Raw genomic sequence first — 14,185 nt, forward strand, 5'->3', positions numbered from 1 at the left:
GCTATGGGAGTTCAACCAGATCATTGGATCCGCAAGATGGCCCGGGAACACGGGATGATCGAGCCGTTTGAGGACGGCTTGGTGCGGAAGAGCGATGCGGGGCCGATCATCAGTTACGGCCTGTCCAGCTACGGTTACGATTTGCGCGTGGCGAATGAATTCAAGGTGTTCACGAACGTGTATAACGCGATCGTGGACCCGAAGCATTTCGATGAGCGTTCGTTCGTGGACATCTCGGGTGATTCCTGCCTGGTGCCGCCGAACTCGTTCGCATTGGCGCGGAGCGTGGAGTATTTCCGCATCCCGCGAAATGTCATCACGCTGTGCGTGGGCAAGAGCACGTATGCGCGGTGCGGTATCATCGTGAATGTGACGCCGTTCGAGCCGGAGTGGGAAGGGCATGTGACCTTGGAAATCTCGAACACGACGCCCTTGCCGGCGCGCATCTATGCGAATGAGGGCCTGGCGCAAGTGCTGTTCCTTGCGGGTGAGGAGATTTGCGAGACGAGTTACAAAGATCGCAAAGGCAAGTATCAGGCGCAGCGAGGCATCGTAGGTCCGCGCGCTTAAAAAGATTTTAGATTTTAAAATACGAAAGCCGTTTCAGCCCTGAGAGCGGACTGGGAATTGCTTCCGTGAAACGACGTTAACGACAGAACCGAACCAGCAGCCATGAGCAACGAAACACTTGAAGCACCGACGCTGAATCTCAGCACGACCGGTGAGACGACGGGGATGCCGCAAGTCATCCGCCGTGACCTGGCCTCGGACGCCTCCGGCAAGCCCCGTGTGGTGGGCTGGATGGGGCATAAGATCGGGCAAGCCGTGCGGGCCGCCGCCGTGGCTTGCGGCGTGGATGAATCGCTCGGCGCGCATGTGCAGGCAGAGATCGAGTTCCGCCTGAAGCGTGACCGCCCGCTGTTCCTGCACATCGAGCAGTTGCAGGACATGGTGGAAGACACGCTCATGGAACTGAACCAAGGCAGGGTGGCCTTGGCCTATGCGAAGTATCGCGCGAAGCGCGCGGTGCTGCGTGAGCTGGAAGAGAACAAGGTGGGCCGTCCGGTGGATGATGGTTCCCAGTTGGAACTCGCCACGCCGGATCAATTGGTTGATCTGAAGGCGCGTCTGTCTTTCGCCCGCATCGGTCTGAAGCCGCAGTTGCCGGAAGAGGAATTGATTGCGCGCTTGCTGCGCAGTGTGTCGTTGAATCTCAGCCCGGAAGAGCGTCGTGATACGATCATCCTGAATGCGAAGTCGTTGCTGGATGCGGATTCCGATGCACGCTTCTACGCTGCGCGCGTGTTGCTGAGCTACATCTACGAAGAGACGTTGCCGTGGAAGATGGCGGATGGTCCGGCGGCGTTGAAGGAAGCGCACAAGAAGGCGTTCCTGGATTACATCCCGCACGGTATCAAGCTCGGTCGTCTCGATCCGAAGCTGGCGGAGTTCAATCTCAAGCAGTTGGCGGATGCGCTGGATCCGTTCGCGGACTTGCAGTTCGATTACATCGGCATCCAGACGCTCTATGATCGTTACCTGATCCACACCTCGGACCCGGTGACGAATCGCAAGCGCCGCCTGGAAGCGCCGCAGATCTTCTGGCTGCGCGTGGCGATGGGCCTCGCGCTCGGCGAGAAGGAACGCGAAACGCGCGCGGTGGAATTCTACAGCATCTACAAGACGCGTCGCGCGTGCAGTTCTACGCCGACTTTGTTCAATGCGGGCACGCAACGGCCGCAGCTCTCGAGCTGCTACCTGTTGTATTGCGGTGACAGCATTGAAGAGATCACGGAGACGTGGCGCCGGTTCTCGCACTTGTCCAAGTGGGCGGGTGGCCTCGGTTGCTCCTGGACGGCGATCCGCGGTGCGGGCGCACACATCCATGGCACGAACGGCGAAAGCTCGGGTGTAATCCCGTTCTTGAAGGTGTCGAATGATATCGCCATCGCGGTGAACCAAGGTGGCAAGCGTCCGGGTGCGTTGTGCTCTTATTTGGAATTGTGGCACGCTGATATCGAGGACTTCCTCGACCTGCGCAAGGAGACAGGTGATGACCGTCGCCGCACGCATAACATGAACACGGCGCATTGGATTCCCGATGTGTTCATGAAACGTCTCAAGATGATTTCTGACGGCAAATTGCCGAAGGATGCGACGTGGACGCTCTTCCGCACGAACGAAGTGCGCGATTTGCCGGAGCTGTTCGGCCAGGCGTTCGAGCAGCGTTACGAACAGTATGAGCGCATGGTGGATGAGGGCATCATCTGGGGCCGCAAGGTCCGTATCTTGCAGCTCTGGAAACGCATGTTGGAAATGCTCTTCGAGACCGGTCATCCGTGGCTCACGTGGAAAGACCCGGCGAACGTGCGTAACCCGCAAGATCATTGCGGCGTGATCCATAACTCGAACCTGTGCACAGAGATCGAGTTGAACACGAGCAAGGACGAAGTGGCGGTGTGCAATCTCGCGAGCGTGAATCTGGCGTCGCATTTGTTGCCGGATGGCAAGCTGGATCATAAGAAGCTGCAGGAGACGATCCGCGTGGTGATGCGGATGTTGGATAACGTCATCGACATCAACTTCTACCCCGTGGAAGCGGCGGCGAACTCGAACTTGCGCCATCGTCCGGTGGGCTTGGGCGTGATGGGCATGCAGGATGCGCTCTATGACAAGCATGTCCCGTTCGATACGCCGGAAGCCGTGGCGTTCAACGACGAGGCGATGGAAGCGATCGCTTACTACGCTTACACGGCCTCGACGGAGTTGGCAGCGGAGAAGGGCGTTTACAGCACATATAAAGGATCCAAGTGGGATCGTGGTCTGTTGCCGCTCGATACGTTGAATCTGCTGGAGAAGGAACGTGGTGTGCCGATTCCGACGGATCGCACGTCCCGTCTGCCGTGGGACAAGCTGCGCGAGCAGATCAAGAAGCATGGTATGCGGAACTCGAACTGTCTGGCCATCGCGCCGACGGCGACGATCTCCAACATCATGGGCTGCACGCCGTGCATCGAGCCGACGTACAAGCACATCCATACGAAGTCGAACCTGAGCGGTGAATTCATCCGCACGAATGATTATCTCATCCGCGATCTGCAGAAGCTCGGCCTGTGGGATGAGCAAATGCTGGCGGACTTGAAATACTTCGATGGCAGCGTGCAAGGCATCGAGCGTATCCCGGCGGACTTGCGTCGCCTGCACAAGACGGCGTTCGAGATCGCTCCGACGTGGATTCTGCAATGCGCCGCGGTGCGCCAGAAGTGGATCGACCAGGCGCAGAGCACGAACCTCTGGCTCGCCGAGCCGGATGCGCGTGCCGCGAGCTTCATGTATCGCGAAGCGTGGGAACGTGGTTTGAAGACGACGTATTATCTCCGCACGCTGAATAAAAGCGCGATCGACAGCGCGAACCGTGATCGCAAACCGGCGGCAGCGGAAGAGCCGGTGAAGGCGCGCAAGGAAGCGACGGAATCGGAGAAGCTGGCGTGCTCGATCGAGGCGATGCGGAATGGCGGGACGTGCGAATCTTGCCAGTAAGCAGAGTTTGAAAACAGAGAACGGCCGGGATGAAAATCCCGGCCGTTTTTTAATGAATAGAGGAATTGGAAGCGTGAGCAGTGAACTTTTTGAGCGGTTTTCTTTGCCGTTGTGCCCGCTGCGGCTGGTTCCCTCAGAGGGAACACAGCCGCGGTCCAAGGACTAAGCATTCAGTAAGTCATCTAAATCTAACGGGGCGGTGATCATGGCGAGTTCGCCATTGGTTGTGCGGGGCCATTCGGGTTCGGGGCGGTCCCAGTAGAGTTCCACGCCGTTTTGATCGGGGTCGCGGAGGTAGAGGGCTTCGCTGACGCCGTGATCGGAGGCGCCATCAAGTTCGATGCCGGCATTGAACACACGGCGAAGGGCATCGGCGAGCGTGGCGCGAGTGGGATAGAGGATGGCCAGATGATAGAGGCCGGTGGTGCCTTGAGCGGGTGGCTTGCCACCGAGGCTTTCCCAAGTGTTCAGGCCGATGTGGTGATGATAACCGCCGGCGGAGATGAAGGCAGCTTGGCGGCCATAGCGTTGGGTGAGTTGGAAGCCGAGCACGCCGCAGTAGAAATTCAGGGCACGATCGAGGTCGGCGACTTTCAAATGCACGTGGCCGATGCGGACACCGGGGTGGATGACTGGAGCGGTCATGAGGGAACAGTAGCAGATTTTCCTCCCTGCGTCTGCCAGTAAGGATTAACGTCACCCTGCATGGCTGAAATCGGCAAACGTAATCTGGTCTCCATCGTTCGGGAATCGGCGCCGGGGCTTTATCTCGATGGCGGTGAACATGGGGAGATACTTTTGCCACGCCGTTACATCCCGCGTGACATCGCACCGAAGGACAAGCTGAGCGTTTTCATTTATCGCGATTCAGAGGACCGACTGGTCGCGACGACGGAGGTGCCGCACGCAGAGGTGGGACAGTTCGCGGCGATGCAGGTGGTGAGCATCAATCGCAATGTAGGCGCGTTTTTGGATTGGGGTTTGCCGAAGGATTTGTTGCTGCCGTTTCGTGAGCAAGAGAAGCCGCTACGCATCGGGCAATGGGTGGTGGTGTGCGTGGTGCTGGATTCGAAGACGGATCGCATCGTGGCGAGTGCGCGATTGGGGCGGCATTTGAGCAAGGAAGCGCCGGGGTATCGCGATGGGCAGCCGGTGGAAATGCTCATCACGAGTGAGACAGAGCTGGGGTATAATGCGATCGTGGAGAATTCGCATCGCGGGCTGCTCTACAAAGATAACCTGACGAACCCGTTGGAGATCGGGCAGCGCATCAATGGATTCATCCGCACGATCAGAGATGGTGGGAAGATTGATCTGAGCTTGGATCAATCGGGGTATCAACGCGTGGTATCAGTGACTGGGAAAATCATTGAGGCATTGCAGCGGCATAATGGGCATCTGGCGTTTGATGATGATAGTTCGCCGGAATCCATCAGGCAGATGTTCGGGGTGAGCAAGAAGGCGTTCAAGCAGGCGCTGGGCACGCTGTATAAGCATCGGCGGATACGGTTCAAGCATCCGGGAATCGAGTTGTTGGATAATTCCGCTTGGCAGCCTGGGAATGACGAATGACCAAGCTCCAATGACGAAGGAATGACCAATGTCCAATGACTAGTCAAAACCGCACTCATCGAAAATTTGTCATTGCTCAATCCTTCGTCATTTGTAATTCCGCTCGCATGCGGTTTTTGGCGGGAAATGACGTATCTTGTTCATAGTGGAGGGTTTGCTGGGGTTTTGGAGGGTTGCGCTTGAGGGGAGGGTGAGGTTAGCCGCCAAATTGAACTCATTTTCAGGCTTCCATTTTGGCGTGCGGCTCCTAAAGTCGTGCGCTTAATTTTTAGATAAACTGAAGAAATAGAATATGGGTGCAGATACCTCTGTAGCACAAGCCGTAGTGGCCCCGCCACTGAAACCGCAGACCATCAAGTCCAAGCTGGCTCCCACGCCCGCGCAGGCGCCGAAGTATTTCGTGACGCTGAAAAGCGTTACGGGACAGGACGTTATCGCGGGTGACCCCCGTGCCACGCGCGCTTTGGTCGCGCTGATGGATGTGCACGCCGTGGTCGGTGGTGCGGCCTGCCATTGGGGCGGTCCCGCTGCTTTCGCGGAGATCAATTCCGCCATCCACGCCCTCATGTTCTCGGTGAAGGGTCGTCAGTGGCATGAAGCCTACAATTTCGTAAACGATGCCGGTCACGCGGAAAACGGTCTGTATGCTCTCCGCGCGAACTACGGTTTCGATGGCATGACGCTGGACAGCTTGAAGGGTTTCCGTGGCATCCACAGCAAGCTCACGGGTCACGGTGAATCCCATATCAATCCGGAAGGCGTGCTGATGAGCAATGGTCCGCTCAGCTCCGCTTTGCCGCAGGCGCAAGGTCTCGCGCTGGCTGACAAGGTGATCGGCAACGACCGCATCACGATCATCACGGTGTCTGACGGTGCCTCGATGGAAGGTGAAGCGAAGGAAGCGTTCGCCGCGATCCCGGGTCTCGCTGCCAAGGGTAAGGTGAATCCGTTTGTGATGATCATTTCCGATAACGACACGAAGCTCTCGGGCCGTATCTCGAAGGATTCCTTCTCCATGCAGCCGACCTTTGAGGCGATGGATGATCTCGGCTGGAAAGTCATCAAGATCGAGCAGGGCAATGATCTGCAAGTGGTGTTCAACGCCTTGGAAAAGGCTGTCGCTGAAGCGACGGCGAATCCGAAGCAGCCGGTGTGCTTGTGGCTCAAGACGGTGAAGGGCTACGGCATCAAGGCCACGGTGGAAAACTCCGCCGGTGGTCATGGCTTCCCGCTCGCGAATGGCGAGAAGATCGGTGACTGGTTGACGGAGCTCTACACCGGTGCGCTGGCTCCGGAAGATCTGACGAGCTGGGGCAAGACGCTCCGTGCGGATTGGGAAAAGGCTGAAGCCGCCAAGAAGGCGAAGGCTGAAGCAGCAGCGGCGAATCCGCCTGCGGCTCCGGTCGCTCCGGCCGTGAAGAAGGACAAGATCCAAGCGGGTCTGGCCAAGGCTGCCATCAAGGCTGCGGTGGATGGTTACCCGGTTTATTCTGTTTCCTGCGACGTGCAAGGTTCCACCGGCATCGCGCCGTTCCAGAAGACGTTCCCAGAACGTTTCGTGGAAGTGGGTATCGCCGAGGCGAACATGGTGAGCGTGGGCGCGGGCTTCTCCAAGATGGGCTTCATCCCCATCGTGGATACGTTCGGCCAGTTCGGTGTGACGAAGGGCAACCTGCCTTTGACCATGGCGGCGCTTTCGCAATCGCCGGTCATCGCGATGTTCTCGCACGTCGGTTTCCAAGACGCCGCGGACGGTGCTTCGCACCAGGCCACGACGTATTTCGCGGCGGTCTCCGCCATCCCGCACACGGTCGTGATCGCGCCGTCCTGCTCGGACGAAGCGGAAGCGCTCATGTATGCGGCGATCAAGAATATCGCTGACGATCGCGCGGCTGGTAAAGACGGCGAATCCGCCATCTTCTTCGTGGGTCGTGAGAACTATCCGCTCTACTGGGTGGAAGGCTCGAAGTATCAATGGGGCAAGGCGCAAGTCATCTCCCAAGGCTCGGACGTGGTGCTCATCGGCTGCGGTCCGCTCCTGAACAAGGCGATCGAAGCGGCGAAGAAATTGAAGGCCAAGGGCATCAACGCCACGGTCATCAATAACCCGTTCGTGAACCTCGTGGATCTCGAAACCATCGGTGCCGCCGTGAAGGCCGCAAATGGCCGTTTGGTCACCATTGAAGATCATCAGATCGTCGGCGGCATGGGCGCGCAAGTCTCGCACGCACTCTCGAACGCGGGCATCGCGCATCGCGTGAAGACGCTGGGCATCCACGGTGAGTTCGGTCAATCCGCCTACCTCGCGGAAGAGCTCTACGTGAAGCACGGCCTGACCGCGGACAAGATGGTGGAAGCGGCGGAAGCGCTGATGAAGTAAGCTGGCGCAAAATAATTAAACGAGAAACCCCGCGTTCATCACGAACGCGGGGTTTTGTTTTTCGTTGAGGAAAATTTAGACCGTCTCTTTCTGCCCATATTCCGGCACGATCACCTCCGCACCTGGCTTCAATTTCTTCAATGTTTCACGGAAAGGCATGGCTTGCTCTTCCTCACCGTGGACGACGAAGATCTTTTTGATATTTCCAGTGACCTTTTGGACGTAACTCTTCAATTCATTACGATCGGCGTGACCGGAGAAGGAATCAACCGCCTCAATACGGGCACGAACCTGATGCGGTTCACCGAAGATATTGACCGGGGTTTTACCGGAGCGAATCTGAGCGCCCAAGGTATGTTCAGCACAATAGCCGATGAATAGTACCAACGTGGAAGGATCGCCGATGTGATTCTTCAGATGATGCCGCACGCGACCCGCTTCGCACATGCCGGAAGCGCTGATGATGATGGCGGGTTCCTTGAGCTCGTTCAGTTTCATCGATTGAGCGACCTCACGCAGGTAGGTGAGGTTTTCCATGCCGAAGGGATTCGCCTTTGTGCGTAGGAATTCATAAGTCTTTTGATTGAAGCACTCAGGATGGAGGCGGTAAATCTCGGTGGCATTTACGCTCAGGGGGCTGTCTACGAAGATGGGGATGCTCGGCAGCTGGCCTGCTTCATGAAGTTGGTTCAGTGCGTAAACGATGTCTTGAGTGCGGCCCACTGAGAAGGCGGGAATAATGATTTTGCCACGTTTTTCGACAGTTTCTTTTACGAGCGTCAAGACCTTCTCGTAGCTGCCTGATTTGGCGACGTGGTCGCGGTTTCCATAAGTGCTTTCGATCTGCAGAAAGTCCACATTCTCCACGGGCTCAGGATCGCGAAGAATGTCGTCGCCGCCGCGGCCGACGTCCCCGGAGAAGAGGTAGCGGAATTTGCGGCCGTTCTCGCGGATGTCCAATACGACTTGCGCGGAGCCGAGGATGTGGCCGGCGTCTTTGAAGGTGAGGGTCACGCCGTCTCCGATGGGCATGGGACGGTCATAGTTGAACGAGACGAACTGGCGCGTGGCCATCTCGGCATCTTCGATCGAGTAGAGTGGTTCTACGGCAGGCAGACCTTTCTTGGCGCGTTGCTTGGAGACGAATTGAGCGTCCGCTTGTTGGATCTTGGCAGAATCGGCGAGCATGATGCTCGCGAGATCGCGTGTGGCGTAGGTGCAATAGATATTCCCGCGAAAACCTTGGCGGCAAAGGTTCGGGAAATTGCCGCAGTGATCGATGTGGGCGTGACTGAGGATGGCGCAGTCAATTTTTGTGGGATCAAACTTGAAGCAGCAGTTCCGGGAGGTCGTTTCTTCGCGATGGCCTTGGAAAAGGCCGCATTCGAGGAGGATGCGTTGTCCGTTCACCTCCAAAAGGAACTGAGAGCCGGTGGTGGTACGGGTGGCCCCGAGGAACTGGATTTGCATGGGGAGAGGATGAAAAGATGGAGAGGGAGTTTCAAGTTTTCAGTGTTCAGTTTTCAGCAAGAAAGGAAGTCTCATGTTTCAGGTCTAAAGTTTCACGTCGGTGCACCTTGGTAGCTGTGGTGATAGATAAGCGAATGGGAAGTCGAGGACGACGACGAGAACGAGGACGATTACGACTTGGGTGCCAAGGAAGCATAGGGGTTGTTCTCTGCGCTTAGTTTCGGCAGAGTGTGGGCAGCACAACGAACATGGCTACGCCTAAAGAATTGCCGGGATTGAGGGTCACTGTGGACAAGGTGGTTTATACGCAGCATCCATCAGCGCCGCCGGATAGGCCACATTGTTTTGTCTATTTCGTCACCATCCATAATGACAGCGAGCGCGTGGTGACGATCCAGCGTCGCAAGTGGGTGATCAAGGATGACACGAACGATATGGTGATCGTGGAAGGAGATGGCGTGGTGGGGCAGACGCCGACGATCATTCCAGGGGATGAATTTTCTTATAACAGTTTTCACCTGATGGCGGGGCGACATGCCGTGGCCGAGGGGGCGTATCTGGGGCAGGATGAAGAGGGGAATGCAGTGGTGGTGAAGATACCGAAGTTTGAGATGCAGGTGCCGAAGATCAAGGGTGGGGACGAGGGGAAGATGTGGGCTTGAGGGAAAAGGAAATCTAAATCGAGGACGACGACGAGAACGAGGACGATTACGAAAGGTTTATTTCCACCTACTCATCTCGGCGGCTTCGAACTTAACGGTGGCGGAAGGTGATGCGGGCTTTGCTGAGGTCGTAGGGGGACATCTCGACGTTCACTTTATCGCCGACGCTGATGCGGATGAAGTTCTTGCGCATCTTGCCGGAGATGTGGGCGAGGACCTCGTGGCCAGTCTGGAGTGCGACGCGAAACATGGTTCCCGGTAACACCTGGGTGACCGTGCCTTCGATTTCAATGGGCTCTTCTTTTGGCATGCAAAAGCTCAGTAAAAGCGATCAACTGGTCGATAATTGGAAGGGAAAACGGTTGAAAATCAAGCCCTTTTGAGGTTTTAGCGGTAGGCAAAATGGGTAGGGGTTTTAGCCACTGATCAAACACGGAAGGAACACGGATCAATGACCACGGAGTCAATGAGGGCGCGGAGAGAAATTACTTCGAGGTGGTTGCCTTTGTTCGGTTGCCCGAATTTTCTTCATGGTCAGGGTGTCGCCTTTGAGTTCGGAAATGGTCCAGCCGTGATTTTTGTAAAAAGTGTAGGCGCGTTTTGTTTGATCAGAGTAAGTCCAGAGCCATAGTTCGGTCCAACCGAGGGACCAGAGGGCAGGATGAGAGCCGGAAACAGTTCATTTTGTGTGAACGTATTGGAACGTAATGGAACGCATGGTTAGGAGGAATTCAGGGAAGATGGCAGGATGAGGGCGTGAAAAAGGGGATGAAGAATTGGGAATGGAGAAGGAAGAAATGGGACAGCAAGATGCATTTTGTCTCCATATAGCTCATATAGTGCAGGTAGTGCTAACGGGCAGAGAGGTTTTCTGGGAAGGTGGAGGCGTGGAAAGATTTATGGGAAACATCGAACATCGAACGCCCAACATCGAACATCGAGAGTTGGGAGCTAGAGCCGACTCACGTCGGCTGAGTGGGGGTCCGCCTTGTTACCTTGGCGGCTACGGTAAGGGAGCGCCCCGACCTGACGGCACGGGGTTCAGGACGAAGGGCGATTACGATATTGTAGGGATGGGGTGTTCAGTAGATGCTGCGCGGGTTTTTGAGAGATGACATGAGTGAATTAGCGGACATCATTGTGGTGGGTGGCGGCTTGGTGGGCCTGGGCACTGCTTTGCGGTTGTGCGAGGCGAATCCGGGGAAGCGCGTGCGTGTCTTGGAGAAGGAGGCGGGCGTGGGGCGGCATCAGAGCACGCATAATAGCGGGGTGTTGCATTGCGGGCTGTATTACAAGCCGGGCTCGATCAAGGCGCGCATGGCGGTGAATGGCATCCGCGAGATGACGGCGTTCTGCCAGCAGCACGGTATCAAGCATGAGATCTGCGGGAAGTTGGTGGTGGCGACGGATGCGGCGGAGGTGGAGCGGTTGAAGGAATTGGAGAGTCGCGGCACGAAGAACGGACTCGAAGGGTTGCGCTGGTTGAGCGCGGAGGAGATGCGGGAGATCGAGCCGAACGTGGCGGGTCTCGCGGCCTTGCGCGTGCCGCAAGAAGGTATCGTGGATTACGCCGGTGTGTGCGCGGCGATGGTGAAAGAGATTTCACGTCACGGTGGGCAAGTGGTGACGGGGGCGAAGGTGGAGGCGTTGCAGTTTCATCACGGTGAGTGGGTGGCGTTGACGGCAGCGGGGACGTTCCGGAGCAAGTTCCTGGTGAATTGCGCGGGGCTGCATTCAGATCGCGTATGCGAGCTGGCGGGCGCGGAGCGGGAGGTGCGGATCGTGCCGTTCCGCGGGGAGTATTTTCAACTGCGGAAGGACCGGGAGCATCTGGTGAAGCATTTGATCTATCCGGTGCCGGACCCGAAGTTTCCCTTCCTCGGGGTGCATTTCACGCGGATGATCCATGGTGGCGTGGAAGCGGGGCCGAATGCGGTGCTGGCCTTCTCCCGCGAGGGGTATCGGAAACAAGATATCAATGTGGAAGACTTGGCGGATGCGCTGACATTTGGCGGTTTGTGGAAGTTCATGGCGCAGTATCCGAGCATGTGTTGGGATGAGATACAGCGCTCTTTCAGCAAGCAATTGTTCTGCGAATCGTTGCAGCGATTGGTGCCTGCGGTGCAAGTGGATGACTTGGAGCCGGGCGGAGCCGGGGTGCGAGCGCAGGCGATGGCGGATGATGGCACGCTCGTCCAAGATTTCTCGCTGGTGTGTAAAAATCAGGCAGTTCACGTGCTGAATGCGCCGAGTCCGGGGGCGACGGCGTCTCTGGCAATCGGCGGGGAGATTGCAAATCTGGTTGCCAATGGCTACCCGCGCTAGTTACTTAACGAACAACACTTATGAAGATTCTTATCACGGGCGGTGCCGGTTATCTCGGTTCGATCATTGTGCCGACACTTTTGGCGCAGGGGCATGAGGTGACGGTGGTGGATAATTTTTACTTCGGGCAGAACAGTCTCTTGGATTGCTGCCACTACGATACGTTCAAGGTGGTGCGCGGTGATGCGCGCGAGGAATCGGTAATCAAGCCGCTGGTGGCGAAGGCCGATGTGATCATTCCGTTGGCCGCACTCGTGGGTGTGCCGCTGTGCAATACGGACCAGATCGCGACGATGTCAACGAACCAGACCGCGGTGGAGATGATCTGCAAGCTGGCGAGCAAGGAGCAATGGGTGATCATGCCGGTGACGAACAGCGGTTACGGCATCGGCGAGAAGGGCAAGCATTGCACGGAAGATTCTCCGCTGCGCCCGCTCTCCACGTATGGCGTGACGAAGGTGAAGGCGGAAGAAGCCGTCCTCAGCCGCGAGAACAGCATCAGCTTCCGTCTGGCGACGGTGTTCGGTGCCGCGCCGCGTATGCGTCTCGATCTGCTGGTGAATGATTTCGTGTATCGCGCAGTGCATGATCGCGCGGTGGTGATCTTCGAGGGTCACTTCAAGCGTAACTACATCCACATCCGCGACGTGGCGAAAGCGTTCACGCATGGTCTGGCGAATTTTGAATCGATGAAGGGCAAGGCTTACAACGTCGGTCTGGATGATGCGAATCTTTCCAAGCTGGAGCTGTGCGCGGTGATCCAGAAGCATTTGCCGAAGTTCGTGTATATCGAAGCACCGATCGGTGAGGACCCGGACAAGCGCGATTACATCGTGTCGAACGCACGCATCGCGGCGACGGGTTACAAGCCGGACTGGGACTTGGATCGCGGCATCGTGGAATTGATGAAGACTTACACCATCATCCGGAACACGATCTACTCGAACGTGTAACGGAGAAGGAAGCGTGTGGGGTTGCAAGCATCAGAGATCGCGGCGGTGGTTCTGGCGGGGGGATTTGGCACGCGCATCCGGCATTTGCTGGCGGACCTGCCGAAGCCGATGGCGCCGGTGGCGGACAAGCCCTTCGTGGAATGGGTGGTCCGCTACTTGAAACGGCAAGGCATCACGCGCATCGGCCTCTCGACGGGCTATCTGGGTGATACGATCGAAGCGCATTTCGCGACGCAGCCGGTGAGCGGTGTGGAAACGAAATGCGTGCGGGAAACCGATCCGCTGGGAACCGCGGGCGGTTTCTGGCAAACGGCGCAAGGAACCGGTTGGACGCCCAAAGCGTGGCTGGTGCTGAATGGAGATTCGCTCGCGCTGGCGGAGTTGGCTCCACTGTGGAGTGCGGTGGGTGAAGGCGATGCGGGAGGTTTGCTCGGCCTACAAATGGACGATGCGGCGCGTTATGGCACGCTCAAGGTGAACGAGGCCAAACAACTCGTGAGCTTTGAAGAGAAGCGACCGGGCGCGGGCTTGATCAATGCGGGTGTGTATCTCCTGCGGCATGAAGTGCTGGCGGGTTTTCCGGCGCAACGGCCGTTGAGCTTCGAGCGCGATGTGTTTGGGGGCTTGTTGAAAGAGAGCAAGAGCTTGCGGGTGGTGGAGGCGGAGTGTGAGTTCTTGGATATTGGCACTCCCGAGACATTGCCGCAGGCGACGGAGTTTGTGCGCGCGAATGAGAGGTGGTTCGCATGAGCACCCCGAGCTTGCCACCATGGTCGTTATCCGCGCACTCTGGGGCCATGATCACCTTGGCCGATGGCATGTTCGCGCCGCGTCCGCTGAGCGCCATCACGCGGCAGCGGTTTGGTGTGGGTGTGATTGTCGAAGATATGCAAGGTCGTATTCTACTGGAGCAACGGCGTGATTGCGGGCTGTGGGGTTTGTGCGGTGGGGCGTTGGATTTGGGCGAATCTTTTGAAGCGGCGGCTGTGCGTGAGGTGAAGGAAGAGACGGGCTTGGATGTCGAAGTCATCCGCTTGCAAGGCGTCTATTCCGGGCCGCAATATCGCATCGTGTATTTCGCGGATAATGGCGATGTGACGCAGAAGCTGGATGTGGTTTTGATCGCGCGCATCAAGGGTGGTAGCTTGGTGAAAAGCCATGAGAGCGAGACGCTTGAATTTTATACGCGCGAGACTTTGCCAGCTTGGGAACAAATGGTGCCGCCTGTCTGGGAGCCGTTGAAAGATTATCTCGCGAACAAAACTGGAGTGATTGCCTAGTAT

Annotated in this window: 12 protein-coding genes; 9 read left to right on the forward strand and 3 right to left on the reverse strand. The window is 57.2% G+C overall.

The window, feature by feature from the left end:
• Nucleotides 1–3 precede the first annotated feature (3 nt).
• Nucleotides 4–570, forward strand: a complete 567-nt coding sequence (dcd, locus tag VGH19_00865) for a dCTP deaminase (protein HEY1169892.1) — start codon at nucleotides 4–6, stop codon at nucleotides 568–570.
• Nucleotides 571–672: 102 nt separating this feature from the next.
• On the forward strand, nucleotides 673–3,540 hold the full coding sequence (locus VGH19_00870) for a ribonucleoside-diphosphate reductase subunit alpha (GenBank protein HEY1169893.1): 2,868 nt from the start codon (nucleotides 673–675) through the stop codon (nucleotides 3,538–3,540).
• Between the two features lie 162 nt (nucleotides 3,541–3,702).
• Here VGH19_00870 and VGH19_00875 read toward each other — a convergent pair whose 3' ends face one another.
• Entirely contained in the window at nucleotides 3,703–4,185 is a 483-nt protein-coding gene (locus tag VGH19_00875) for a VOC family protein (GenBank protein ID HEY1169894.1), read from the reverse strand.
• A 60-nt stretch (nucleotides 4,186–4,245) separates the two neighbouring features.
• Between VGH19_00875 and VGH19_00880 the strand changes: the two genes are divergently transcribed.
• Together VGH19_00880 and VGH19_00885 are read left to right on the forward strand one after the other, a co-directional pair.
• Nucleotides 4,246–5,112, forward strand: a complete 867-nt coding sequence (locus VGH19_00880) for a S1-like domain-containing RNA-binding protein (GenBank protein HEY1169895.1) — start codon at nucleotides 4,246–4,248, stop codon at nucleotides 5,110–5,112.
• Between the two features lie 292 nt (nucleotides 5,113–5,404).
• Complete coding sequence (locus tag VGH19_00885; GenBank protein HEY1169896.1) at nucleotides 5,405–7,492, forward strand: transketolase C-terminal domain-containing protein; 2,088 nt, start codon at nucleotides 5,405–5,407, stop codon at nucleotides 7,490–7,492.
• Nucleotides 7,493–7,567: 75 nt separating this feature from the next.
• On the opposite strand, the gene VGH19_00890 is transcribed toward VGH19_00885, so the two are convergent.
• Nucleotides 7,568–8,962 carry an MBL fold metallo-hydrolase gene (locus VGH19_00890; GenBank protein HEY1169897.1) on the reverse strand — a complete coding sequence of 465 codons (1,395 nt, stop codon included), beginning with the start codon at nucleotides 8,960–8,962 and terminating at the stop codon, nucleotides 7,568–7,570.
• Between the two features lie 248 nt (nucleotides 8,963–9,210).
• On the opposite strand from VGH19_00890, the gene VGH19_00895 reads away from it, so the two are divergent.
• Nucleotides 9,211–9,624, forward strand: a complete 414-nt coding sequence (locus tag VGH19_00895; GenBank protein ID HEY1169898.1) for an ApaG domain — start codon at nucleotides 9,211–9,213, stop codon at nucleotides 9,622–9,624.
• Between the two features lie 91 nt (nucleotides 9,625–9,715).
• Here the strand turns inward: VGH19_00895 and infA are convergent, their stop codons facing one another.
• The gene (gene infA, locus VGH19_00900) at nucleotides 9,716–9,934 is read right to left on the reverse strand and encodes a translation initiation factor IF-1 (GenBank protein ID HEY1169899.1); all 219 of its coding nucleotides are present in this window, start codon (nucleotides 9,932–9,934) and stop codon (nucleotides 9,716–9,718) included.
• Nucleotides 9,935–10,740: 806 nt separating this feature from the next.
• Here infA and lhgO point away from each other — a divergent pair.
• Genes lhgO through VGH19_00920 form a run of 4 tightly spaced genes read left to right on the forward strand, consistent with a single transcriptional unit; the run spans nucleotide 10,741 to nucleotide 14,182 of the window.
• Complete coding sequence (gene lhgO / locus VGH19_00905) at nucleotides 10,741–11,949, forward strand: L-2-hydroxyglutarate oxidase (GenBank protein ID HEY1169900.1); 1,209 nt, start codon at nucleotides 10,741–10,743, stop codon at nucleotides 11,947–11,949.
• 20 nt (nucleotides 11,950–11,969) lie between these two features.
• Nucleotides 11,970–12,902 carry an NAD(P)-dependent oxidoreductase gene (locus VGH19_00910; protein HEY1169901.1) on the forward strand — a complete coding sequence of 311 codons (933 nt, stop codon included), beginning with the start codon at nucleotides 11,970–11,972 and terminating at the stop codon, nucleotides 12,900–12,902.
• Between the two features lie 15 nt (nucleotides 12,903–12,917).
• On the forward strand, nucleotides 12,918–13,652 hold the full coding sequence (locus tag VGH19_00915; GenBank protein HEY1169902.1) for a sugar phosphate nucleotidyltransferase: 735 nt from the start codon (nucleotides 12,918–12,920) through the stop codon (nucleotides 13,650–13,652).
• A complete protein-coding gene (locus VGH19_00920; GenBank protein HEY1169903.1) occupies nucleotides 13,649–14,182 on the forward strand; it encodes an NUDIX domain-containing protein in 534 nt (177 codons plus the stop codon). Before VGH19_00915 ends, VGH19_00920 begins: the two co-directional genes overlap by 4 nt.
• The last annotated feature ends 3 nt before the right edge of the window (nucleotides 14,183–14,185 follow it).

Source organism: Verrucomicrobiia bacterium, assembly GCA_036405135.1.
GTDB lineage: Bacteria > Verrucomicrobiota > Verrucomicrobiia > Limisphaerales > JAEYXS01 > JAEYXS01.

What these genes read in the sequence shown, in the direction of transcription:
- VGH19_00910 (HEY1169901.1), top strand. Translation starts at nt 11,970, where the DNA reads ATGAAGATTCTTATCACGGGCGGTGCCGGTTATCTCGGTTCGATCATT.
- dcd (HEY1169892.1), top strand. Translation starts at nt 4, where the DNA reads ATGGGAGTTCAACCAGATCATTGGATCCGCAAGATGGCCCGGGAACAC.
- infA (HEY1169899.1), bottom strand. Translation starts at nt 9,934, where the DNA reads ATGCCAAAAGAAGAGCCCATTGAAATCGAAGGCACGGTCACCCAGGTG.
- VGH19_00870 (HEY1169893.1), top strand. Translation starts at nt 673, where the DNA reads ATGAGCAACGAAACACTTGAAGCACCGACGCTGAATCTCAGCACGACC.
- VGH19_00895 (HEY1169898.1), top strand. Translation starts at nt 9,211, where the DNA reads ATGGCTACGCCTAAAGAATTGCCGGGATTGAGGGTCACTGTGGACAAG.
- VGH19_00885 (HEY1169896.1), top strand. Translation starts at nt 5,405, where the DNA reads ATGGGTGCAGATACCTCTGTAGCACAAGCCGTAGTGGCCCCGCCACTG.
- VGH19_00890 (HEY1169897.1), bottom strand. Translation starts at nt 8,962, where the DNA reads ATGCAAATCCAGTTCCTCGGGGCCACCCGTACCACCACCGGCTCTCAG.
- VGH19_00920 (HEY1169903.1), top strand. Translation starts at nt 13,649, where the DNA reads ATGAGCACCCCGAGCTTGCCACCATGGTCGTTATCCGCGCACTCTGGG.
- VGH19_00880 (HEY1169895.1), top strand. Translation starts at nt 4,246, where the DNA reads ATGGCTGAAATCGGCAAACGTAATCTGGTCTCCATCGTTCGGGAATCG.
- lhgO (HEY1169900.1), top strand. Translation starts at nt 10,741, where the DNA reads ATGAGTGAATTAGCGGACATCATTGTGGTGGGTGGCGGCTTGGTGGGC.
- VGH19_00875 (HEY1169894.1), bottom strand. Translation starts at nt 4,185, where the DNA reads ATGACCGCTCCAGTCATCCACCCCGGTGTCCGCATCGGCCACGTGCAT.